Origin of the sequence: Mycobacterium sp. (assembly GCF_032159565.1) — a bacterium.
Taxonomy (GTDB): Bacteria; Actinomycetota; Actinomycetes; order Mycobacteriales; family Mycobacteriaceae; genus Mycobacterium.
The window spans coordinates 1-21,332 of record NZ_JAVHWR010000144.1 but is presented as its reverse complement, the minus strand read 5'-3'; the positions used below and the strand labels follow the sequence as shown (position 1 = coordinate 21,332).

At 65.0% G+C, this 21,332-nt stretch carries 20 protein-coding genes; 10 read left to right on the top strand and 10 right to left on the bottom strand.

Annotated features, from left to right (window positions below; translation table 11 throughout):
- The 3 genes from QOC76_RS19800 to dxr all read right to left on the bottom strand — a co-directional run.
- Positions 1–586: flavodoxin-dependent (E)-4-hydroxy-3-methylbut-2-enyl-diphosphate synthase (locus QOC76_RS19800; RefSeq protein ID WP_526359507.1), on the bottom strand; the 586-nt coding region annotated here is incomplete at its 3' end.
- Between the two features lie 9 nt (positions 587–595).
- Complete coding sequence (locus QOC76_RS19795) at positions 596–1,822, bottom strand: M50 family metallopeptidase (protein WP_526359505.1); 1,227 nt, start codon at positions 1,820–1,822, stop codon at positions 596–598.
- Positions 1,819–3,006, bottom strand: a complete 1,188-nt coding sequence (gene dxr, locus QOC76_RS19790; RefSeq protein ID WP_526359503.1) for a 1-deoxy-D-xylulose-5-phosphate reductoisomerase — start codon at positions 3,004–3,006, stop codon at positions 1,819–1,821. Before dxr ends, QOC76_RS19795 begins: the two co-directional genes overlap by 4 nt.
- Before the next feature lie 206 nt (positions 3,007–3,212).
- On the opposite strand from dxr, the gene QOC76_RS19785 reads away from it, so the two are divergent.
- The 3 genes from QOC76_RS19785 to QOC76_RS19775 all read left to right on the top strand — a co-directional run bounded on the left by QOC76_RS19785 (position 3,213) and on the right by QOC76_RS19775 (position 6,429).
- Positions 3,213–3,875 (top strand): fasciclin domain-containing protein, encoded by a 663-nt coding sequence (locus tag QOC76_RS19785; protein ID WP_526359501.1) that lies wholly within the window; start codon positions 3,213–3,215, stop codon positions 3,873–3,875.
- A 108-nt stretch (positions 3,876–3,983) separates the two neighbouring features.
- Positions 3,984–5,732, top strand: coding sequence for a cytochrome c biogenesis protein DipZ (locus QOC76_RS19780; protein ID WP_526359499.1), 1,749 nt, complete (start codon positions 3,984–3,986; stop codon positions 5,730–5,732).
- Positions 5,733–5,844: 112 nt separating this feature from the next.
- Positions 5,845–6,429, top strand: coding sequence for a fasciclin domain-containing protein (locus tag QOC76_RS19775; RefSeq protein ID WP_526359497.1), 585 nt, complete (start codon positions 5,845–5,847; stop codon positions 6,427–6,429).
- Positions 6,430–6,471: 42 nt separating this feature from the next.
- On the opposite strand, the gene sigI is transcribed toward QOC76_RS19775, so the two are convergent.
- A complete protein-coding gene (sigI, locus tag QOC76_RS19770) occupies positions 6,472–7,329 on the bottom strand; it encodes an RNA polymerase sigma factor SigI (RefSeq protein ID WP_526359495.1) in 858 nt (285 codons plus the stop codon).
- A gap of 80 nt (positions 7,330–7,409) precedes the next feature.
- On the opposite strand from sigI, the gene QOC76_RS19765 reads away from it, so the two are divergent.
- Complete coding sequence (locus QOC76_RS19765) at positions 7,410–8,249, top strand: NAD(P)H-binding protein (RefSeq protein WP_526359493.1); 840 nt, start codon at positions 7,410–7,412, stop codon at positions 8,247–8,249.
- Between the two features lie 15 nt (positions 8,250–8,264).
- Complete coding sequence (locus tag QOC76_RS19760; RefSeq protein WP_526359491.1) at positions 8,265–8,708, top strand: nitroreductase family deazaflavin-dependent oxidoreductase; 444 nt, start codon at positions 8,265–8,267, stop codon at positions 8,706–8,708.
- 11 nt (positions 8,709–8,719) lie between these two features.
- Here QOC76_RS19760 and QOC76_RS19755 read toward each other — a convergent pair whose 3' ends face one another.
- Positions 8,720–11,920, bottom strand: a complete 3,201-nt coding sequence (locus tag QOC76_RS19755) for a type II secretion system protein GspG (protein WP_526359489.1) — start codon at positions 11,918–11,920, stop codon at positions 8,720–8,722.
- A gap of 150 nt (positions 11,921–12,070) precedes the next feature.
- Here QOC76_RS19755 and QOC76_RS19750 point away from each other — a divergent pair, with 150 nt between their 5' ends.
- On the top strand, positions 12,071–13,606 hold the full coding sequence (locus QOC76_RS19750) for a hypothetical protein (protein WP_526359487.1): 1,536 nt from the start codon (positions 12,071–12,073) through the stop codon (positions 13,604–13,606).
- Positions 13,607–13,712: 106 nt separating this feature from the next.
- On the opposite strand, the gene QOC76_RS19745 is transcribed toward QOC76_RS19750, so the two are convergent.
- Positions 13,713–14,579 (bottom strand): TIGR03619 family F420-dependent LLM class oxidoreductase, encoded by an 867-nt coding sequence (locus QOC76_RS19745; RefSeq protein ID WP_526359485.1) that lies wholly within the window; start codon positions 14,577–14,579, stop codon positions 13,713–13,715.
- Positions 14,580–14,645: 66 nt separating this feature from the next.
- Here QOC76_RS19745 and QOC76_RS19740 point away from each other — a divergent pair, with 66 nt between their 5' ends.
- Complete coding sequence (locus tag QOC76_RS19740) at positions 14,646–15,938, top strand: cryptochrome/photolyase family protein (RefSeq protein ID WP_526359483.1); 1,293 nt, start codon at positions 14,646–14,648, stop codon at positions 15,936–15,938.
- Here QOC76_RS19740 and QOC76_RS19735 read toward each other — a convergent pair.
- Positions 15,931–16,764, bottom strand: coding sequence for a mycofactocin-coupled SDR family oxidoreductase (locus QOC76_RS19735; RefSeq protein WP_526359481.1), 834 nt, complete (start codon positions 16,762–16,764; stop codon positions 15,931–15,933). The two genes, QOC76_RS19740 and QOC76_RS19735, sit on opposite strands and share 8 nt — an antisense overlap.
- A 79-nt stretch (positions 16,765–16,843) precedes the next feature.
- Here QOC76_RS19735 and QOC76_RS19730 point away from each other — a divergent pair, with 79 nt between their 5' ends.
- A complete protein-coding gene (locus QOC76_RS19730; RefSeq protein WP_526359479.1) occupies positions 16,844–17,098 on the top strand; it encodes a DUF2631 domain-containing protein in 255 nt (84 codons plus the stop codon).
- 3 nt (positions 17,099–17,101) lie between these two features.
- Here the strand turns inward: QOC76_RS19730 and QOC76_RS19725 are convergent, their stop codons facing one another.
- Complete coding sequence (locus QOC76_RS19725) at positions 17,102–18,535, bottom strand: WS/DGAT/MGAT family O-acyltransferase (protein WP_526359509.1); 1,434 nt, start codon at positions 18,533–18,535, stop codon at positions 17,102–17,104.
- A 134-nt stretch (positions 18,536–18,669) separates the two neighbouring features.
- Between QOC76_RS19725 and QOC76_RS19720 the strand changes: the two genes are divergently transcribed.
- Positions 18,670–19,347 carry a DUF427 domain-containing protein gene (locus tag QOC76_RS19720; RefSeq protein ID WP_526359477.1) on the top strand — a complete coding sequence of 226 codons (678 nt, stop codon included), beginning with the start codon at positions 18,670–18,672 and terminating at the stop codon, positions 19,345–19,347.
- 19 nt (positions 19,348–19,366) lie between these two features.
- On the opposite strand, the gene QOC76_RS19715 is transcribed toward QOC76_RS19720, so the two are convergent.
- A complete protein-coding gene (locus tag QOC76_RS19715) occupies positions 19,367–20,152 on the bottom strand; it encodes a glycoside hydrolase family 16 protein (RefSeq protein WP_526359475.1) in 786 nt (261 codons plus the stop codon).
- A 58-nt stretch (positions 20,153–20,210) separates the two neighbouring features.
- Positions 20,211–20,870: a TetR/AcrR family transcriptional regulator gene (locus QOC76_RS19710; protein ID WP_526359473.1), complete on the bottom strand. Its 660-nt coding sequence runs from the start codon at positions 20,868–20,870 to the stop codon at positions 20,211–20,213.
- A gap of 107 nt (positions 20,871–20,977) precedes the next feature.
- On the opposite strand from QOC76_RS19710, the gene QOC76_RS19705 reads away from it, so the two are divergent.
- The coding region (locus tag QOC76_RS19705; protein WP_526359471.1) for a VOC family protein at positions 20,978–21,332 on the top strand (355 nt) is incomplete at its 3' end.

Sequence of the window (21,332 nt, the reverse complement as noted above, 5' to 3'; positions counted from 1 at the left end):
CGGGATCGTTGTGCTTGACGCTGATCTTGATGTCGCCGAAGCCGTGCTCCTCGAAGAGCGATGCCTCCCACAGCGCCGACTCGACGAGTGCTTCCGGGGTGGCCTTGCCGTACTTCTTCATCATCCGTGCATCCAGCGAGCCTGCGTTGACGCCGATGCGGATCGGGATGCCCGCGTCGCCTGCGGCCTTGGCGACCTCCTTGACCCGGCCGTCGAATTCCTTGATGTTGCCCGGGTTCACCCTGACGGCGGCGCAGCCGGCGTCGATCGCGGCGAAGATGTACTTCGGCTGGAAGTGGATGTCGGCGATGACGGGAATCTGGCTGTGCTTGGCGATCTCCGAAAGCGCGTCGGCGTCTTCCTGTCGCGGGCAGGCTACCCGGACGATGTCGCAGCCGGACGCGGTGAGCTCCGCGATCTGCTGCAGCGTGGTGTTCACATCGTGGGTCTTTGTGGTGCACATCGACTGCACCGCGATCGGGTGGTCGCTGCCGATGCCGACGTCGCCGACCATGAGCTGCCGGGTTTTTCGCCGCGGAGCCAGTGTGGGCACCGGAGGTGCCGGCATCCCTAAGCCGACGGACATGGAGGTCTCCTACTCGAAGGGTCTGATGGGGTTGACGAAGTCGGCCGTCACGGTCAGCGCCATGTAACCGACCACGAACACCAAGATCACGTAAGTGGCGGGCATCAACTTGACGTAGTTCACCGGCGCCGCGGCGGCCATGCCCCGGGCCCTGCGGATCACATTGCGGATCTTCTCGTACCACGCCACCGCGACGTGTCCGCCGTCGAACGGCAGCAGGGGCACCAGGTTGACCGCGCCGAGCACGAAGTTCAGTTGCGCGAGGAAGAACCAGAACGCGAGGTAAAGCCCTCGTTCGAAGGCGTCGCCGCCGATACGGGAAGCGCCCACGACGCTGATCGGAGTTTCCGGATCGCGCTCGCCGCCACCGATGGACTGCACCAGGGCCCCGATCTTGGTCGGGATCTTCGCCAGCGACTTGCCCAGTTCGACGGACAGATCGCCGGTGAACGCCACCGTGCCGGGAATTGCGGTGACCGGGTTGTAGTGCGTGTACTCCACGGGCCCGAGCTCAGCGGCGGCGACGCCCACTGCGCCGACCGTCGACGGAGTTTGAGCGGTGTCGGACGTGTAGCGCTTCGTCTCGACGACGTCGACGACCGTGGTGATCTGCTTTCCGTCGCGCTCGATGACGAACGGTGTCGGGCCGCTGGCCTTGCGGACTGCGGCGACCATCTCGTCGGGGTTGTGCACGTCGGTGTTGCCCACCTTGACGACGACGTCGCCCTGCTTGATGCCCGCGGCGGAAGCAGGCCCCTCACCCGTGCAGTCGGCCATCTTGTCCTTGCTGATCGCCGGTGCGACACAAGTGGTCTGGCTGACATAGGCCGCGGGCTGCGGGCTCAGGTTGGGTAGGCCCCAATGCAGCGCAATGGCGTAGAGGATCACCAGGCCGACGACGAAATTCATGCCTGGGCCGGCGAACAGCACGGCGGCGCGTTTCCACGTCTTCTGCTTGTACATCGCATACCGAAGGTCTTCCGGGGCGATCTCGTCGATCGACGTCATCCCGGCGATGTCGCAGAACCCACCGAGCGGGATCGCCTTCACGCCGTATTCGGTGTAGCCCAGCTTGTTGGGCCGCCGGGTGGACCACAGCGTCGGACCAAAGCCGACGAAGTAACGGCGCACCTTCATCCCGGTGGCACGCGCCACCCACATGTGCCCGCACTCATGCAGCGCCACCGATATCAAGATGCCCAGCGCGAAAAGTACTACGCCGATGACCCACATCATTTTGTGGTGACAACCTCCCGAGAAACCGCGCCCCTTGCCCTGTCCCGGGCCCAGCGTTGCGCGTCAAGCACTTCTTCCACGGTAGCGGGTTCGGCGGCCCACTGGTCTGCAGCACGCAGCACGTCGGCGATGGTGCGCACGATCGCGGGGAAACCGATCCGGCCGTCGAGGAACGCCGCGGCGGCCTCTTCGTTCGCCGCGTTGTAGACCGCGGTCAGGCAGCCGCCCCGCCTGCCTGCCTCCCTGGCCAGCTCGACGGCCGGAAAGACGTCCGCGTCCAGCGGCTCGAACTCCCAGGTCGAAGCGGTGCTGAAGTCGCACGCCGGCGCGGCGGCGGGCACCCGCGACGGCCAGCCCAGCGCCAGCGCGATCGGCAGCTTCATGTCCGGCGGGCTGGCCTGGGCGATCGTCGAACCGTCGGTGAACGTCACCATCGAGTGCACGATCGACTGCGGGTGAACCACCACCTCGATGCGCTCATACGGAATGCCGAACAGCAGGTGGGTCTCGATCAGCTCCAGGCCCTTGTTGACCAGCGATGCCGAGTTCAGGGTGTTCATCGGACCCATCGACCAGGTCGGATGCGCGCCGGCCTGCTCGGGCGTGACGTCCTCGAGGCGGTCGGCGGTCCAGCCGCGGAAGGGCCCGCCGGAGGCCGTCAGCACGATTTTCGCCACCTCGTCGGGGGTTCCGCCCCTCAGGCACTGGGCGATCGCCGAATGCTCGGAGTCGACCGGCACGATCTGACCCGGCATCGCCGCCCTCAGGACCAGCGGTCCGCCTGCGATCAGCGACTCCTTGTTGGCCAGCGCCAGCCGCGCGCCGCTGGCCAGCGCGGCCAGGGTCGGCTGCAGCCCCAGGGCGCCGACCAATGCATTGAGCACGACGTCGGCCTCGGTGTTCTCGACAAGCGAAGTCGCGGCGTCCGGGCCCGCATAGGTGACGTCGCCCACTTTGTCCGCGGCGTCGGGATCGGCGACTGCGATGTTGGTGACGCCGGTTTCCATGCGCTGGCGCACCAGCAAATCGGGGTTTCCGCCCCCTGCGGCCAATCCGACCACCTCGAAGCGGTCCCTGTTGGCCGCGATGACGTCGAGCGCCTGGGTGCCGATCGAACCGGTGCTGCCGAGGATCAGCACGCGCAGGCGGAAGTCCGTCGTGCTCCTCGCGTGCGCTGTGCTCACCGTCCCATTGTGCCGCTCTCCGCCGAGCAGACGGAAACTCGCACAGATCGAGGCGGATATGTGCGATTTCGCGTCTGCTCGCCATGAGACGTGACGCAAAAGTGACGCATCGGCGCCGTGCCCATCCGTGATCGCTGTCACGCCGAATCCCCGCTGTCATGCCCATGGGCGGCCCTGCCCGCCCCCACCAAGGAGTCAGAGCACCAATGAGAAATGTTCACCGCAGCACACTGACGGCGGCCACCATCGCGGCACTCGCGGTTCTCGGCCTTTCGGCGTGTTCCACCGACAGCTCGACCTCTGAACAGTCGGCGGCCGCCGAAACGACGTCATCCGCCGCGCCGGCCACGACGCAGGCCGAGGCGGACCCGGCGGCGAATCTCGTGGGAACGGGTTGCGCGGCCTACGCCGAGCAGGTGCCCGAGGGCCCGGGCTCGGTGGCGGGCATGGCGCAGGATCCGGTGACGGTGGCGGCGTCGAACAACCCGATGCTCAAGACGCTGACCCAAGCGTTGTCCGGCAAGCTCAACCCGAACGTCAACCTGGTCGAAACCCTCAACGGCGGTGAGTTCACGGTGTTCGCCCCGACCGACGATGCGTTCGCGAAGATCGACCCGGCGACGATCGAGAAGCTCAAGACCGACTCGGATCTGCTGACGAGCATCCTGACCTACCATGTGGTGCCCGGCCAGGCGAGCCCGTCGAAGGTCGTCGGAACGCACAAGACCGTGCAGGGCGGCGAGGTCACTGTCACCGGTGAAGGCAACGGCCTCAAGACCAATGACGCCGGGCTGGTGTGCGGAGGGGTCTCGACCGCCAATGCACAGGTGTACATGATCGACACCGTGCTGATGCCGCCGGCCAGCTAGTGCGAAAAGACGCGGAATCGCACGGATCCTTCGGGATTCGTGCGATTCCGCGTCTGCTCGGCGAACAACTAGACCCATCCAAATGCGTTGTGGCTCCGAATAACTGACATGTTCACACTTGTACTGATCGGCCTTCTCGGCGGTCTGATCACCGGCATCTCGCCATGCATACTGCCGGTGCTGCCGGTGATCTTCTTCTCCGGCGCACAGAGCACACGCTCAGAGCCGGTCGCCGAGTCTGAGGGCGGCATCGCCGTCGCCGTCAAGCCCAAACCCGCACTGTCTGGGCGGCTTCGGCCGTACCGGGTGATCGGCGGGCTGGTACTCAGCTTCAGCCTGGTCACGCTCATCGGGACCTCGCTGCTTTCGCTTTTGCATCTTCCGCAGGACGCGATCAGGTGGGCCGGGCTCATCGCGCTGACCGTCATCGGCCTCGGTCTGATCTTCCCTCGCTTCGAGGAGATTCTGGAGAAACCGTTCAGCCGCATTCCCCAGCTTCAAATGAGCGAGGGCAGAAGCGGTTTCGGATTGGGACTGGCGCTGGGCGTGCTGTACGTACCCTGCGCCGGACCGGTTCTCGCCGCGATCGTGGTGGCCGGTGCGACGGGAGCCGTCGGCATCGACACCGTCGCGTTGACCATCTCCTTCGCCATCGGCGCCGCGCTGCCGCTGCTGTTCTTCGCTCTGGCCGGTCAGCGGGTCGCCGAACGGGTCGGCACCTTCCGCAGACACCAACGTCGCATTCGCGTCGTCGGTGGCATGGTGATGCTGGCGTTTGCGCTCGCGCTGGTGTTCAACGTGCCCGCCACGCTGCAACGAGCAATTCCCGATTACACCGGCTCATTGCAGGACAAGGTCGTCGCGTCCGATGAGGTTCAGGAGAGGCTCGACCTCGGCGGCCTGGTCAACGACCAGAACCGGGAATTGTCGAAATGCAGCAGCGGCGGCGCAAAGCTCGAAAGCTGCGGCACGGCACCGGATATCAAGGGAATCACCGGTTGGCTGAACACGCCGGATGGCGCTCCGGTCGACCTGAAATCGCTGCGCCGCAAGGTGGTTCTGGTTGATTTCTGGGCGTACTCGTGCATCAACTGCCAGCGTGCGATCCCGCACGTGGTCGACTGGTACGGCAAGTACAAAGACCTCGGCCTGGAGGTCGTCGGTGTGCACAGCCCCGAGTACGCATTCGAGAAGATCGTGGGCAATGTCGCCAGCCTTGCCGAGGATCTGGGCATCACCTACCCGGTCGCTCTCGACAACAGCCTGTCGACCTGGACCAACTATCGCAATCGCTACTGGCCTGCCGAATACCTCATCGACGCGAATGGCACTGTGCGCCATATAAAGTTCGGCGAGGGCGACTACGACGTCACCGAGAACCTGATCAGAGAACTGCTGGTCGACGCGAACCCCGATGTGCAGTTGCCGCCGCCGAGTGATTCCGCCGACCAGACGCCTGCTGCCGGTCAGACACCCGAGACGTATTTCGGGGTCGGCAAGATGGTGAACTACGGCGGTCCCGACACGTACAGCGAGGGCACCGCGGAGTTCACCTACCCGAGGAGACTCGCCGACGACAGCTTCGCTTACCGCGGACGCTGGAAGTTGGACTTCCAGGGCGCGACGGCGGAGTCGGACGACTCGCGGATTTCATTGAGATACAACGCGAAGAACGTCTACATCGTCGTCGGCGGCGAGGGCGATGTGACCGTGACGAGCAACGACGAGACGATGAACGTGCCGATCAGCGGCGCGCCGACGTCGCATCAGTTGGTGTCCGGTGACGCAGTCACACGCGGAGAGCTTGAAGTGCGGTTGAGCAAAGGACTGCAAGCGTTTTCATTCACCTACGGCTGATGTTTCCACCCACATCACCCATCCGCGCACGCACCTGCTCCGAATGACTGATGAGAAGCACAACGAGGTGAGGCGGCGAGCGCTGTCTTCAAATACAGGAAGTGGAAAACAGATGACGAAGATGAAGAAGTCGATTGCGGTTGCTGGTCTGGCCGCGGCAGCGGCGATGGGCATGTCGCTGACCTTCACGGGCACCGCGTCCGCCGAACTGGTTGGGCCGTCATGTACCGCCTACGCCGAGAAGGTACCGACAGGCCCCGGTTCAGTGGCCGGGATGGCGATGGATCCCGTCGCGGTTGCGGCATCGAACAACCCGATGCTGACCACGCTGACCAAGGCTGTGTCGGGCCAGCTCAACCCGAACGTCAACCTGGTCGACACCCTCAACAGCGGCGAGTTCACCGTCTTCGCGCCAACCGACGATGCGTTCGGCAAGCTCGACCCGGCGACGATCGAGAAGCTCAAAACCGACTCGGACCTGCTCACCAGCATCCTCACCTACCACGTGGTTTCGGGCCAGGCCAGCCCGGCACAAATAGTCGGAACGCACAAGACCGTCCAGGGCGCCGATCTGACGGTGACCGGTATGGGCAGCAACCTCAAGGTCAACGACGCCTCGGTGGTGTGCGGCGGAGTCGCCACGGCGAACGCACAGGTGTACATGATCGACACCGTGTTGATGCCACCGATGAATTGATTTAGACCACAACAGAATACGCCGGAGCAGCCCGACCGATCATCACGGTCGGGCTGCTGCCGTTGGGTCGACGCTCGCTTCGATTTTGAACACGCGGTTGCCGCGCAGCGTGAGCACGATGACGGCGAACAGTCGCCGTTGGGCGAAGGCCAGCAGAACCGGCTCCCCGACCGGCCCACTGACAAGCGTCGCGCCGTGTCCGAGGTAGCGAAGCAGGTTGCGGCCCACGTCGTCCGGGCCATGGTTGACCTGAGGCGGCTGAGCTCCCTCGCCCAGTACGGTGCCGACCCCCCACACAGCGGGATCCAGCACGGCCGTCAGCGCATCGAGATCACCGTTGGCGCACGCGGTGATGAATTTCTCGGTGACGAGTTGGTGTTCGGCATCGGCGACTTCGGTCAGTCGCGGTGAGGCCGCGGCGAACTTGCTCCGTGCGCGTCGGGCGAGTTGGCGGCAGGTGCCCACGGGCCGACCGACCGTCGTAGCGATCTCGTCGAACGGCACCTGGAAGACGTCGTGCAGCACGAATGTCACGCGCTCACCGGGCGACAGCCGCCGTAACAGGTCCAACATCGCTTCGCGGACCTCGTCGTCGAGCGTGACGCGGTCGGCCGGATCCGGCGCCTTTGGCCCAACCATGTCGTCCGATTCCACGTTCTCGGGGCGCTCGTGGCGGGCGCGGGCCGACCGCAGCTGGTCGAGGCACAGCCGCCCTGCGACCACCGTGAGCCAGCCGCGAACATCGTCGATGTCGTCGAGGTCTGTTCGCGACAGCCGCAGGAACGTCTCCTGCGCGACGTCCTCGGCCTCGCCGACATCCCCGAGCATCTGGTAGGCGAGGTTCACCAGGTAGGGGCGATGGCTGCGCCACGCGGCTTCCACCGACGGTGATTCGGTCATGTACTCACGACGAAGTTGCGGCGCGAAAAGTTACCAAGGCCGGACGTAACTTTTGCGCTCGTCGCCCCGTCCTTGGTTGCATGAACACCATTCTTGTCACGGGCGCAACCGGCAACGTCGGGCGCCCTCTGGTCAACCAGCTGGCGGAGGCAGGCGTGCACGTGCGCGCCGTGACCCGTCAACCCGATTCCGCGCAGTTTCCCGTCGACGTCGAGGTGGTCGGATCGGCCGCCGCCGGCATCGGCGGCGCATCTGCGGTGTTTCTCAACTCCCGGGCGCTGGGCGATGAGCTCGCGACGGTTGTCGAACTGGCCCGCCGCGCAGGCGTCAGACGGCTTGTCGCGCTGTCGGCCATCAACGCAGACGACGACTTCTCCCGTCAGCCGTCACGCTTCCGCGGCGACCGCAACAAGGAGGTCGAGCAGCACGCCGTCGACTCAGGTCTGGAGTGGGTCAGCCTGCGGCCGACCGTGTTCGCCACCAATTTCATCGGCATGTGGGCTCCGCAGATCAGAGCAGGCGATGTTGTCAGCGGACCGTATGCGTCGGCCTCGACTGCGCCCATCGTCGACGCCGACATCTCGGCGGTGGCCGTGCACGCACTGGTGCGCGACGACCTGCTGGGGCGCAAGGTTCCGCTGACCGGTCCGCAGGCCCTCACCAACACCGAGCTCGTCGGCGTCATCGGCGACGTGCTCGGTCGGCCGCTGCGCTATCAGGAGGTGCCACCCGATTTCGTGCGCCGCCGCTTCATCGATCTCGGGTTTTCGGCGGAGTTCGCCGACGGGTACATCGCGCTGCTCGAGGCGACGGTGTCCAAGCCGGCGCTGGTCACCAACGAGGTGGAGAAGATCCTCGGCCGGCCTCCGCAGACCTTCGCCGACGCAATTCGACCTCACCGCGATCTGTTCGCCGATTAACAAAGGAGAGAACACATGTCAGAACTTCGGCCACCGCGCTACCTCAAGCCGATGAACCGGGTCGTGAGGGCGATGCAGCGGCTGGGCGTTCGCACCGGTCCGGCAATGATCCTCACGGTGCCCGGCAGGAAGACCGGCAGGCCCCGCAGCACCCCGATGACACCGTTCACCTACCGCGGCGACTTGTACACCGTCGCTGGATATCCCGGTGCGGACTGGGCGGCGAACGCGCGGGCCGCGGGTGCAGGCACGCTTACCCGTGGGCGCAAGTCGCGGGAGATCAGGATCGTCGAGCTCAACGCGGACGAGTCACGGCCGATACTGCGTGCGTTCCCGGTGCAGGTTCCCGTCGGCGTCGCCTTCGCCAAACGCTCCGGGCTCGTGCGTCAGGGGACGCCCGACGAGTTCGAGGCGCTCGCCGGACAGTTGGCGGTGTTCAGGTTCGACCCGGCCGGCTAGCCGGTGAGCCGTCAAGCGAGGTCAGAACTCGGTTGGGGCGGAACCGCATTCGGTGGGTTCATCGTGATACCTATGTCCAATGCATTGAGCGGTGTGTACTCGTACCAGGTGGACGTGAGCGACGCTTCGCAATTGGCCGAGATATCGGCGTCCTTGTCCGCCCCGCCTGGCTGACCGTCGGCACCGCGGGAGATCAGGTCGTAGTCGCCTGTGTCTCCCGGGCATTGATAGAAATACGCGTTACCCCATACCAGGTCACTTGTGGGAACGGCGCTGTACGTCGGTAGCAGTGCATCCTGCGGTGTCGCCGGGTCCAGGCTGAGCTGCTTGGCGTTGGCCTGGGCGTTGTAGTCGTTGATGCCGTTGTACGTCGTCCCGTTGACGACGACGGGACCGTCGAGGTACGGCGCCACGGCCGCGGCAGGCAACGTCTGTGTCCCGTTGTCCGAAGGGAATTCACCGGTCGCCACCTTGCATGCATTCAGCAGCTGGATGATGTACTGCATCTCGCGCCAGACGCGCTGCTGTTCGAGATAGACAAGCGGTCGGGCGTTCTGCTCCGGATTGGCGGGCGGGAAGCCGGGATAGTTGGTGTTGGCGAAGTTCTGGATCTCCTCGGCGATGGTGACGTACGGGTGCGGGCCGGGCAGCCCGTCGAATGCGCCCGACTCGACCAAGCTGGTGAAGCTGGCCTCGAACCCCGGGCGAATGGTCAGCACTACCCGCGCGGCGCCGGATCGCAGGAAGGTGCGGTGGGTGGAGTCGGGGTGATACAGGAACTTCTTGAAGTTCCACAGCGAGGTGTTGTCCCAGAAGTAGGGGTAGGTGAAATAGAGAACGTTCTCCCACTCGATCGCGTTGTGCACGTATTTGATGAACTCGCCGTGCTCCATGACCCGCAGCCACTCGGCGTCCGTCAGCCGGTTCGGATCGAGCAGGTCGTGTGCATCGGGATCGGTAGCGTCGGGGCCGAAGAGACTCGCCAAATCGAAGGGCACCAAATAGAACTGCGGTCCGAGCAGCCACCGCAGCACGCCCTTCATGATCTCCTCGCGCTCCATACGGCGCAGGGTAAGTGCATCGAAATCGGCGATTTGCTGAAGCAGCGTGGCCCGCTGTTCCTCGTAGGTCTGCAGGGTCTTGTTGTACTGCTCTTCTGCGGCCTGCCGGATCTGATTCCACACCTCGAGGCGCCACGCCTGCAGCGCCTGAACCTTGGGCCGACATGCGAACGTGATGTTGAGCGCGACGTTGTACATGTTCTGGAACATGAAGTCGAGCGACAGGTGCCCGGAACGGCCAACCAGCTTGGCGGCGCCCGCATTCAGCGACTCGCCACCGATCATCGAGAGCACCCAGTGCGGTTCGTTCTTCTTGGTCTGGCCGGTGTATTCCATATCGACCTGGTAGACGTAGTAGTCATCGTCGATGTCGAACTCGACCGAGTCGAAATGCACGTTCTCGTAATCGTCTCCGGACAGCTGCGGCGTTTCCTTGTGCACATTCACCCAGATGCGCGCGTCTGGCGGCGGTGTCACCGATGCGTCGTACTGGGCGGCCAGCCTGTCGTAGTTGCTGATCTGCCCCGGGTCTGTGGCCAACGCGTTGTACGTGATCGCCGTCAGCGGAAGCCGGAACACGAACGGGGTGCCGATCTTCGCGTCGAGCACCTTCAGATCCTCGACGAGCTTGACGATGCCTGCGCCCGGGTTGGGGATCACGATGTCGTAGGTCATCCGCAGGCCATAGCGAAGCAGGTCGACCTTCCACTTCCTGGCGAGCTGGATGTAGTCGACGCGCATCGCGTCGGTATCGCTCGGGTTGGCAATCACGCGGACCGACTGGTCCTCGCTTCCCGCGACGGATGTGACCTTGAAGGTCATCTTGTGGTCCTTCTTGGTCCGCGCGGACGCCTTCTTGGTCAGCTCCATGCTGTGGTCGCGACTGTCTTTCTTCGACCGGGAGTCATTGGTCGTGGCGTTGTAGCCGAAGTTCGTCGACAGTGTGATCGACGAGTAGCTCGCAGACAGCGACGCTCCCAGGTTGAGCGCCGTCGCGTGTTGGGTCTGGGAGTCCGTCGACATCGCGATGTCTGTCTTCTCAGCGACGCCCTGTTCGCTGTATCCCTCGAAGTAGTCCTCGACGATGTCCTCGAATTCCCGTTCGGTGACGGACCACTCTTTGTGGCTGATGTTGACGATCTCGCCCGGTGCAAGCGGTAGGGAGTGAACCAGTTCGCCCTGCTGCACGCCCGCCGGATACATCTCGATGCGTTCCAGATGCAGGTTGCCGATCGGCTCGATTGCCATCCTGGACTCGAACCCGGTGACTGCGCCCGCCAGGACCGGTGAATCGAAGACCTGACTGAACCTGTCACGCAGGTAGTCGAGGACCACCCTGGCGTCTCCGATCGCAAACCGCTCATCGGCCGAAACTCCGAGATAGGGTTGAAGTTGTTGGGCCAGGGCGGAGAACATGGCCGGTTCGTGTTTCTTCGCCCAATCGAGGGCCGTCGCCTCCGACGGTGTGTAAGCCGCCTGCGCCGCATCCGACAGCACCGCCGAGTATCCCGTGGCCGGCGATGTGGACTCGTCCATCGCGATGGTGGTGTGGAAACTGAGATTCTGCACTTCCGTCCGGGCGGTCGATCGCGCCGCGGTCCCGGGGCCCGCGGTGGTGACCACGGCCAGCCCCAGCTCCGTCGTCTCCGAAGCCGTGGTGGTGCCGCGTGCCCGCGCACGACCGCGGGGCGGCTTGACCGGCGGCACGGCGGCAACCGACGTCAGAGAGTCGCGATAGGCACTAACGATCTTGGCAACCGATCCCATGACAGCGTCGCCGACGCTCTGCCGATGTTCCGCCAGCTCTTTGGCAATGGCGACCAGTGCCGCCGGATCGATCCCGGCGAAGGCGCTTGCGTTGGTCAATGTCGACGAGGCGGTCCGGTCATTGACCAATTGCTCGATAGCGCCCATCGCGGCGCGAAGCTGGGCGCGGGTTGCGGCGGACTCGCCGGCTGCAGCCCGCTTCTTCAAGACGGGCACCTCAGCCGGGACGATACTCAGGGACGCGACGAAAGCCGCCTTGTCCAGTGCCCGGAACGGCATCTTGGTCCTAGGGCCGGCGCCCGAATCTCTGACCACCGAGGTGGGGCTGATTTGGTTGTACGTCGCTTTGTAGCTGACGCGCTGTGCATTCTTCCGCTCGGCCATAAGACGGTCCCAACACTCGTTCGCGCGGGTATTAGTAATGCGCTGCGAAGCATACGTCCGAAGCCCGGCGCTGAGGCGGTGACGAACATTTCCGTATCGGTGATGAACTTTCGCCATACGACTTGGTTCGTCGGCCTAAGCTGACGGGCCGTGGCCTTCGTCGTCAAGAATGACACGCGACTTGATGTCTTTCTCCGTTCGAATGGCGTGCAGCAATGGCGGGTCCCGATTCTCGCGGCCACTGACGGCATCGTCGTCGCTCGCGGCAAGAACAAAAAGCCGATCGCGCTCAGCGGTGGCGCGACGCCGTTGAAGGCAGGCGACATGGTTACTGTCAAAGCCCCGCTGCCGACGAAGTGCGTCCAGGCGCTGCAACGCGAAGCCGACACGAACTCCCGCGATTACGCGATAGCCCCTGGGTCGACCCCGTTCGACAAGCGAATCGCCAAATTTCTCGGAGTTCGGCCGCAAACAATCCTCATCGATGCCGTTAAAACCCCATCGATGGCAGACCTCCAGGGATTTCTCAAGGGAATCGCGACAAGCGAATTGATTACCAATCCGATTCGCGATCTGATCGTCGCCAGTCACGCCAGCGGATTCAGCGGACAATTCCGTATTCCGCTGACCGCCGGGGCCGCCGACACCGTCACTTACGAGGATCTGGAGAATGCGGTTGCGCAGAAGACACTCGTGGTGGACGTCGCCCTGCTGACGCCGCGCGCCAGGAATGCCGGCCCTACGCCGCGCATGCGCATTTTCGGGTGCGCGGCCGGTCGGGTCGCGCCGTTCATGAGGAAACTGAAGGAAGCACTGGGCAACAAGATCGCGGTGACGGCGCCGCACCACCTGCTCGTCGGTGCCAGCTTCAGCGGTGCGGCGGGCCGAACCAAAATGTCCGGAGAGCTCGCCTATATGGCGTATGCGTTCCGCGTCTTCATGCCCTCGCTGCCGCCGGGCACAAAGGCGAAGCCCAGGAAGGCTCGCACGAAACAGGACATCGTCAACGCGTTCGACGCCGCCACCACCGCCGAGGCGACCAAAGCGAAGGCGGCCGCGGTGAATCCCGCAGATCCGAACAGCATCCCCGGGCGGCACATGCTGCAGGACCGCAAATGGGTGACGAAGCCCCAGTGGACGTCGTGGATACCCGACAATCCCGAGGACACCCGCTGGTTCCCGACCAATCCGTTCAACCCGCCGCCGGCCACGGACCCCCACGAAATCAGAAACGTCGTCCGGCTGCCCGTCTTCAATATCAACACCGATGCGCCGCGGCGGTACCAATGTCAGCTCGACCATTCGTTCTTCGGCCAACAGATGAGCATGGCGCTCGCGAAGGATCCTGGCACCGACGCCGGTCGCAAGGCCGCAGTCAAGGCGGACATGCAGAAGCTCTTGATCAACACCGCGAAACATCCTCTGCCCCAGTATGTCCGGTTCGGCTACGACACGATCGACGACTTCATGGAGGGTTGGAACTGGCAGTTCCGATACGACGCCAAGAGCGGGACGCTCTTTTACGAGCCGATCCGCGACGAATACTCCGTCATCGTGCCGATCACGAAAGCTGGTGTCTTGATGATGAACTACTACCAGAAAGCGGCGCCACCAAGGCGTTTCGCAAGACTCATCCCGATCGAGAATCTGTTTCTGGCCGATCGCTTCTACTTCTCGACATATTGACCCGCCGCTCGTCGCACCGAAACGTCGCCAGAGCCGGTTCTCACATTCACCCTCAGCGTCGCGTCGCCTTCGGCAGGGCCGTCCGTTCAAACTGGTGCGGCCTGTGCTACCTGCACTTTTCGATGATGTTCTCCGCGAACTGCTCGATCGGTCTCCGGTAACTCTCGACTCCGGGCGAGCCGGCCTGCCCCAACCACGGCCTGCACATCACCGTGGTGATGCCTGCGTCTTCGGCCCGCCGATAGATGTCCACCGACGGTGGCTCGAGCAGGGCCAGCACGATCTCGAACGGCTTGTCCTGGAGTCCGTACTCCCGACGCAGGGCCGTCAGGCGCTGCGCGTAACCGACGGCTTCATCCCACGCGTACGCGTATCCGACCCAGCCGTCGCACAGCCGCGCCGCACGGCGCAATGCCACATCGGACTCTCCGCCGCACAGAATCGGCACCGGCGCAGGTGGATGCGGTTCGAGCATCATCTCGGGCACCTGGTAATACTCGCCGCTCCAAGACACCCAACCGCCCTTCCACAGTTCCCGCAGCGCGGGAATCATCTCGTCGAGCCGCCTGCCGCGGTTGCCGAACTCCTGGCCCATCAGCTGGTATTCCTCACGCATCCATCCGATGCCCGCCGCAAGCGATACCCGCCCCCGTGACAGCACGGAGGCGGTCGCCACCAGCTTCGCCACCTCTAGCAGCGGACGGGCCGGCGCGACGTAGACCGCGTTGGAGAACCGCAGTCGGCGCGTCACCGCGGCCATGGCGCCGATGAGGACCCAGGGGTCGGGCCATGCGGTCTCCGGCTGCCATCCCGGCTTGCCGTCAGCGGAATCGGGGTAGGGCGACGACAGCTCGCGCGGAAAGATCATGTGGTCGGAGCACAGGATGCCGTCATAGCCGGCATCGTCGAGCATCTTGGCGACCGGAACGGCCTCAAGCGGGTCCATGAAGGCGGTGCCCGACCAGAACTGCATTTCGTCATCCTTCCGTCAGCGAGGCTCCCTGTTTCTTTAGTCGGAATTTCGGGCAGCATCAATGGCATGCCGACTCTGTTGTGGTTCCGGCGGGATCTGCGGCTGCGCGATCTTCCTGCGCTGCTGAACGCCGCGGAGCCCGACGGCGAGGTGTTGGCCTGCTATGTGCTCGACCCGCGCCTGAGTGCGTCGTCGGGACCGCGGCGGCTGCAGTACCTCTACGACGCGTTGCGCCAGCTCGACAAGGCGCTCGACGGACGTCTGATGGTGGCGCGTGGGCGGCCCGATGAGCAGATTCCCGCGCTGGCCAAATCCATCGGCGCGACGGCGGTGCACGTCTCGGCCGACTTCACGCCGTTCAGCCGCCGACGCGACGACGCCGTTCGCGACACCCTCGGCGACATACCGCTGGAAGCCTCCGGATCGCCGTATCTGGTCTCGCCGGGCCGGGTCGTCAAGAACAGCGGCGAACCCTACAAGGTGTTCACCCCGTTCTTCGACGCATGGCGCAAACACGGTTGGCGCGCACCGGCCAAGTCGGACTCGAAGTCGGCGAAATGGATCGACCCGGCCGACCTCAACGGCGCTGTCGAAATACCCGATGCCGGAGTCGAACTCGATCTTCCCGCAGGCGAGCAGGCGGCACTGCGGCAGTGGAAGTCGTTCGTCAGCGACGATCTCGCGGGCTATGCCGACGACCGCAATCGGCCCGACCTGTCTGCCACCAGCCGGATGTCGGCACACCTCAAGTTCGGAACCATCCACCCCCGCACCATGGTCACCGACCTCGGCCGCGGCAAGGGCGCGCAGGCGTATTTGCGCGAGTTGGCTTTTCGCGACTTCTACGCCGCGGTGGTCGACGAGTGGCCCGAGAGTGTTTGGTGGAACTGGAACAGGAATTTCGACACGATGAAGGTCGACGAGGACGCCGACGCGAAGAAGGTGTTCGAGGCATGGAAAGTCGGTAGGACCGGCTATCCCATCGTCGATGCGGGCATGCGCCAGCTCTCCGAGACCGGCTGGATGCACAACCGGGTGCGGATGATCGTGGCCTCGTTTCTGGTCAAGGATCTGCACCTGCCGTGGCAGTGGGGCGCGCGCTGGTTCCTCGAGCAGTTGGTCGACGGCGACATGGCCAACAACCAGCACGGCTGGCAGTGGGCCGCGGGCACCGGCACCGACGCCGCGCCGTACTTCCGGGTGTTCAACCCGACGACGCAGGGTGAGAAGTTCGATCCGGACGGCGAATACGTCCGGCGCTGGATTCCCGAGTTGGACACCGACGACTATCCGGACCCGATCGTCGACCACAAGGCCGAACGCGCCGAAGCGCTGCGCCGCTACAGCGCGATCACTTGAGCGTCAGTCCGCCGTCCAAGGGCAGCGCGACACCCGTCACGTGCCGGCCGGAATGGCCGCACAGGTAGACGATGGCATCGGTGACCTCGGCGGGCTCCATCGGCGGCATGGAGAGCTTGGGCTGCTGAGCCTCGCCGAAGGCCGGCTGGTCGCCGACCAGCATGCCCATCGCCTCGTTGATGATCATCGGTGTCGCCACCCCGCCCGGATGCACCGAGTTCACGCGAATGTCCTTCTCCGCCAATGATGTTGCGTAATGTCGCATCACGCCGATCACGCCGTGCTTGGCGGCGGTGTAGCCGGCCGCGCCGTGACTGATCGTGGCGAAGGTGGTGCTGACCGACTTGAAGCCGGCCGCCGAACTCGTGATGACGATGGCGCCGCCCTCACCCCGCTCCAACATCGCGGGTAGCGCGGCCTCAATCGTGAAGTACACGCCCTTCAAGTTGACGTCGACGGCGTCGACGAACGCGGCCATGTCCAGCCGCTGCCTCCCTGCCGCCGGAAAGATGCCCGCATTGGCCAGGATGAAGTCGACCCGCCCGAGTTCGGCCACGCCGGTGGCCACGAATTCCTTGAGCCGGTCGAAGTCGCGGACGTCGACCTGCCCGGCCACGATGCGCCGACCGGTCTTCTCGACGAGGTTGACCGTCTCGTCGAGGTCCTCACGGGTGGCCATCGGATAGGCGACGCTGTCGATCGGTCCGCACAGGTCGACGGCGATGACGTCGGCGCCCTCCTCGGCGAACCGGACGGCGTGGCTGCGGCCCTGACCTCGCGCCGCGCCCGTGATGAAGACGACTTTCCCGTCGAACTGTCCTGCCATGACGGACCACACTACGGCCGTGCGTAGTAGGAGCATGTAAGAATGTCGGCAGCGCTTGGCCCGACCGTGAGGAGCAGCCGTGGTGAGCACCGAGTTGGACAAGACCGACGGTGTCGACGTCGAAGACGTGCCGTCGGCGGCTTGGGGTTGGTCCAAGGAGAATCACAAGTACATCCAGATCGGCGGCATCGTCTCCGCGCTCTTCATTTTGGCGATGCTGCGGGGCAACCACGTCGGACACGTCGAGGACATCTTCGTGATCGTCTTCGCACTGCTGGTTCTCGGTGTCGTCGCGCGAGACTGGTGGCTGCGTCGCCGCGGCTGGACCAGGTAGCCGTCAGGTAGCCGCCGCAGCCAGCGGCAAGGCCGCGCCGACGGGCGTCAGATCGCCGGTGATGCCTGCTGCCGCCCGAATCTCGTTGAACGCTTCTAGCATCGCGTCGGTAGCTTCATGCGGGTCGTCCAGCGTGCGGTCGTCGGTCAGCACGGAAATGGCCAGCTGGTCGACGTAGCTCCACACGGTGATGTTCATACCGCTGCCCACGACCACCGGTCCGACCGAGTAGATCTCGCTGACCGTCGCCCCCTCGATGAGGCCGCGCTCGCGCGGGCCGCGCACATTCGAGATGGTCAAGTTCATGACGCTGGCCGACTCGAGACGCTGTGCTTGCTTGCGAAACACCGGCGGCGCCAGCGCAGGCGGAAGGTAGGACAGCCACGCCGGCAACAGTGTCGGCCCGAGCAGCTGGTGGTTCTCCTTCGCGATGGCGGTCGACGTCGAGATCAGCTTCACTCGTTGGAGTGCGTCGGAGACGTGTACGGGCAGCGACGGTGTGATGTAGGTGAACTCGTTGCCTGCCAACCGTTCCGGTGACGGGTCGGTGCTCACCGGCACACCGGCGATCAACGGCGCGTCGGCCTTACCGTCATAGCGAAGCAGTAGTCGGCGCAGCGCCCCCGACGCCATCGCGAGCACGATGTCGTTGATGGTGACACCGAGATGCTTGGCGGTCTCCCTCACGTCGTCCAGCGCCAGCGGTGCCGTCGCGAAGCGACGCCCGGGGGTGACGACGTGGTTGATGAAGCAGTCCGGGGGCGAGAAGTTCTTGGCGAGGTCGGGATGCTCGCCGCGCTCCTTGGAGCGGCGGCGCACCCGCGATACGCCGGTCGCCGTCTCGCTGAGCAGCCGGGGCAGCTTGCGAATGAGCCCGACGTGATCGCGCCCCGCCGCCTTGAGCAGGGCTGTCCTGGTCCGCTCGATGTCGGGCTCTTCGAACATGCCGACGACTTCGGTGGGGCTCTGCGGCGCCATCGCCCTGGCCATCTGATTGGCAGACGCCGTGCCGTCGGCGAGCACGTGATGGACCTTGTGGATGATCGCGATCCGGTTGTCGGCGAGGCCCTCGGCCACGTACATCTCCCAGAGCGGGCGGCCGCGGTCCAGCGGCGTGCTGGCGATCTCGCCGATCAACTGGTCGAGCTCGCGACGCCCACCCGGTGCGGGGACCCGTGTCTCGCGGACGTGGTAGTCGAAGTCGATTCCATCGTTGACCACCCACATCGGATGGTGAAGCTTGAGCGGAATGTCGACGAGCTGATAGCGAAGCGGCGCCATGGCCTGCAGTCGCGGGAACGCGACGGCGCGAAACACGTCGAAGTTGTACCCGTCGATCTTCGAGACGTCCAGCACGCCGATCTTCAACGTGTGCATGTGGACTTCGGGCGTCTCGATGTACAGCATCAACGCGTCCACGCCGTTGAGTCGTTTCACACCCACCCCATTCGCCGACGACCCCCCGGTCCGTGTACCCGCCATTGGACTCCTTCTGCCGCCCCGGCAGGCGACTTCGGGGAAAGTTCCGCCCGGCGCGTGACGGTCGGCCAGCGGTTTGTAAAGCTTTGGGGATGAGTCTCGTTACCGGACGCGGTCCGCTGAGTGGGGATCCCGCCGGATGGTTCTCGCCCCCGATACCCGACGGCGTGGTGTTCGTCGAGCCGCATCCCCGGCGCGTTCAGGCATTTCGCGGTGGCATTCCGGTGATCGACACCGAGAAGGCGCTGCTGGTGCACCGCGCAGGCCGTCCGCTGCGCTTCGCGTTTCCCGCCGACGCGGTCGGCGAATTGCCCCATGATCCTGTCGCGCAGGCGCCGGGCTATGTGTCCGTGCCCTGGGACGCGGTCGACACCTGGGTCGAGGAGGGACGCACGCTCGTCCACTATCCGCCCAACCCGTATCACCGGGTCGACTGCCGCCCGACGAATCGCGGGCTGCGGGTCGTCGTTGACGGGACGACGCTGGTCGACACCTCGGACACGATGATCGTCTTCGAGACGGCGCTCGAGCCCCTTCTCTACGTCGATCCCACGCATGTGCGCACCGACCTGTTACGGCGCTCGGCCACGAGCAGCTACTGCAACTACAAGGGCTACGCCACCTACTGGTCGGCGGTGATCGGCGACTCGGTCGTCGAGGATGTTGCCTGGAGCTACGACCAGCCGCTGCCCGAAACCTCGCTCATAAAGGGCTATTTCAGCTTCGACGCCACGCGCGCGGACGTCGCCGCTCAGGTGCCGGAGGTATGACGCGCGTGCAGTGCGGTGGCTACCAGACGCGGATGTAGTCGACGAGCATGCTCACCGGGTAGGTGCCCGAACCGGGATCACCGCCACCGGAACCGGCGACCGCGAGGTTGAAGATCGGGAACACCTTGTAGCCGGGGTCGTTGAACGGCCAGTCCGCCATGGAATCCGCCGCGACGGTGAAGTACGGCTGCGCCCCGTCCTTGTAGTCCTGCCAGAAACGCATGCCCGCGGCGTCCCATTGGACTCGCCAGGTGTGCCAGGCGGTGTCGAGCGGCACGTTCTGCGTCTGCCATTCAGAGCCGTTCGCCTTGGCATGAACCGTGGTGGCCGACGGCCATTTGCCGTTGCCGTACCACTCGATGACGTCGATCTCGCCGTTGGCATCGCTGGACAGCCAGTAGGCGGGCCAGGCCCCGGCCGTCAGGCCGTCGAACTTGACCCGGGCCTCCCATGTGTGGCCGACGCCACCCTCCCACAGGCTGTAGATCTTGCCGCCGTAGTAGGTGTTGCCGTCCTTGAACGCCTTGATGACCAGGTTGGACTTCCCGTCGAGGAACACGTTCCTGCGGTCGTCGCGGTACTGGCCGACGTTTTCGGGCAGCTCCCAGAAGGTCGGGTCCTGCATCGTCTCGCGGGCCTTGGACACGGCCCACTTCGCCGGATCGGGCGCGGAACCGGCAGGTCCGTCGAAGTTGTCCTCGAAGATGTAGGGGCCGGCGGCCCGCGCTTGCGGAACGGGGACGACCGCTGAAAGCAGGCCGATCCCCGACAAGAACATCATGCTGCGGCGATCCAACTCAGGCATGACTAGACATAAAAGCCGCAACGCCGGACCGGGCGCAAGTTGAGTGGTCAGAGGGGGGTCATGCGGTATCGGACAGCGCGAAACTCTCCAGATCGGGCAGCGGACGCCCGCAGATGGCGCGCGCCTCGTCGCCAGGCAGGCCGAACAACCGCAGAACGTCCTCGGTCACAGCGTCGGCGGCCGCCGCGTCGTCGCGGTCGGGTTGGTTGCGCAGCAGGTTCCCAAGGCCGAGCAGCGCGCCGCCCGCCACCGACAGTGCGAGCTCCGGATCGTCGACGGTGAACCGGCCCGCTTCGACACCCGCCCGGATATCGCGCAGCGCGCGCGGCGCGAGGCCGAGTTCCGAGGACAGCAGCTCAATTCCATTGGCGAGCAGGATCTGGCTTTCCTGCGGACGCCTGCGGAACAACCGGCCGGTGAGGCGGAAGCTGCAGGCAAAGGTCTCGGCCGGGTCGTCGAGCGATGCGGTCAGATGGTCCAGCAGCGCGCCGTGCGTATCGAGCACTTCGGCGACGGCGGCATCGAACAACTGCTCCTTGCTCTGGAAGTGGTTGTAGAACGATCCCATTCCCACGTCGGCCGCCTGGGTGATCTCCAGCACCGGAACGTTCATCTTGCCCGCGGCGATGAACCCCTGCGCGGCCTTGATCAGAGCGGCGCGGGTGCGCTGTTTGCGCCGTGTCAGGCGGTTGACAGGCGCCTCCGATGGGTCGGTCACGTCCTCACGGTAGCAGAATATGTCAGTTTTGAGGATTTCGTCAGAAACTGTTGACGAATCGCGGCCGAGTATGTGACGATTTCGTCAACTTCATGAGGAGGTTCCTGATGAGCGGCACCGTGGGCGCCCACAACGAGTTGCATAGCGAGCAGGGTGCGTTGCCGGGCGAGCATCCCGGCCGGGCGCGCAATCCCGTCATCAAAGTCGCCGACATCGCCTGGCTGGAGTTCGAGAAGCCCGATCTGGACCGCGCGGAGGCGTTCGCCCGCGCATTCGGCTTCAACACCGTTCTGCGCACGCCCGACGAGCTGCGGCTGCGCGGCACCGATGCGAAAGCGCCGTGCGTGCTGCTCCGCCGGGGGGCTCGGTCCCGATTCGTCGGGACCGCATTCACCGCCGTCGACGAACTCGACGTGCGCAAACTCGCCGACGCCACCGGAGCGCCCACGAAGCCACTGCCGG

Excerpts from the sequence above, each read along its gene's own strand:
- QOC76_RS19795 (WP_526359505.1), bottom strand. The coding sequence starts at position 1,822 with ATGATGTGGGTCATCGGCGTAGTACTTTTCGCGCTGGGCATCTTGATA.
- QOC76_RS19785 (WP_526359501.1), top strand. The coding sequence starts at position 3,213 with ATGAGAAATGTTCACCGCAGCACACTGACGGCGGCCACCATCGCGGCA.
- QOC76_RS19780 (WP_526359499.1), top strand. The coding sequence starts at position 3,984 with ATGTTCACACTTGTACTGATCGGCCTTCTCGGCGGTCTGATCACCGGC.
- QOC76_RS19775 (WP_526359497.1), top strand. The coding sequence starts at position 5,845 with ATGACGAAGATGAAGAAGTCGATTGCGGTTGCTGGTCTGGCCGCGGCA.
- sigI (WP_526359495.1), bottom strand. The coding sequence starts at position 7,329 with ATGACCGAATCACCGTCGGTGGAAGCCGCGTGGCGCAGCCATCGCCCC.
- QOC76_RS19765 (WP_526359493.1), top strand. The coding sequence starts at position 7,410 with ATGAACACCATTCTTGTCACGGGCGCAACCGGCAACGTCGGGCGCCCT.
- QOC76_RS19760 (WP_526359491.1), top strand. The coding sequence starts at position 8,265 with ATGTCAGAACTTCGGCCACCGCGCTACCTCAAGCCGATGAACCGGGTC.
- QOC76_RS19755 (WP_526359489.1), bottom strand. The coding sequence starts at position 11,920 with ATGGCCGAGCGGAAGAATGCACAGCGCGTCAGCTACAAAGCGACGTAC.
- QOC76_RS19745 (WP_526359485.1), bottom strand. The coding sequence starts at position 14,579 with ATGCAGTTCTGGTCGGGCACCGCCTTCATGGACCCGCTTGAGGCCGTT.
- QOC76_RS19740 (WP_526359483.1), top strand. The coding sequence starts at position 14,646 with ATGCCGACTCTGTTGTGGTTCCGGCGGGATCTGCGGCTGCGCGATCTT.
- QOC76_RS19735 (WP_526359481.1), bottom strand. The coding sequence starts at position 16,764 with ATGGCAGGACAGTTCGACGGGAAAGTCGTCTTCATCACGGGCGCGGCG.
- QOC76_RS19720 (WP_526359477.1), top strand. The coding sequence starts at position 18,670 with ATGAGTCTCGTTACCGGACGCGGTCCGCTGAGTGGGGATCCCGCCGGA.
- QOC76_RS19715 (WP_526359475.1), bottom strand. The coding sequence starts at position 20,152 with ATGCCTGAGTTGGATCGCCGCAGCATGATGTTCTTGTCGGGGATCGGC.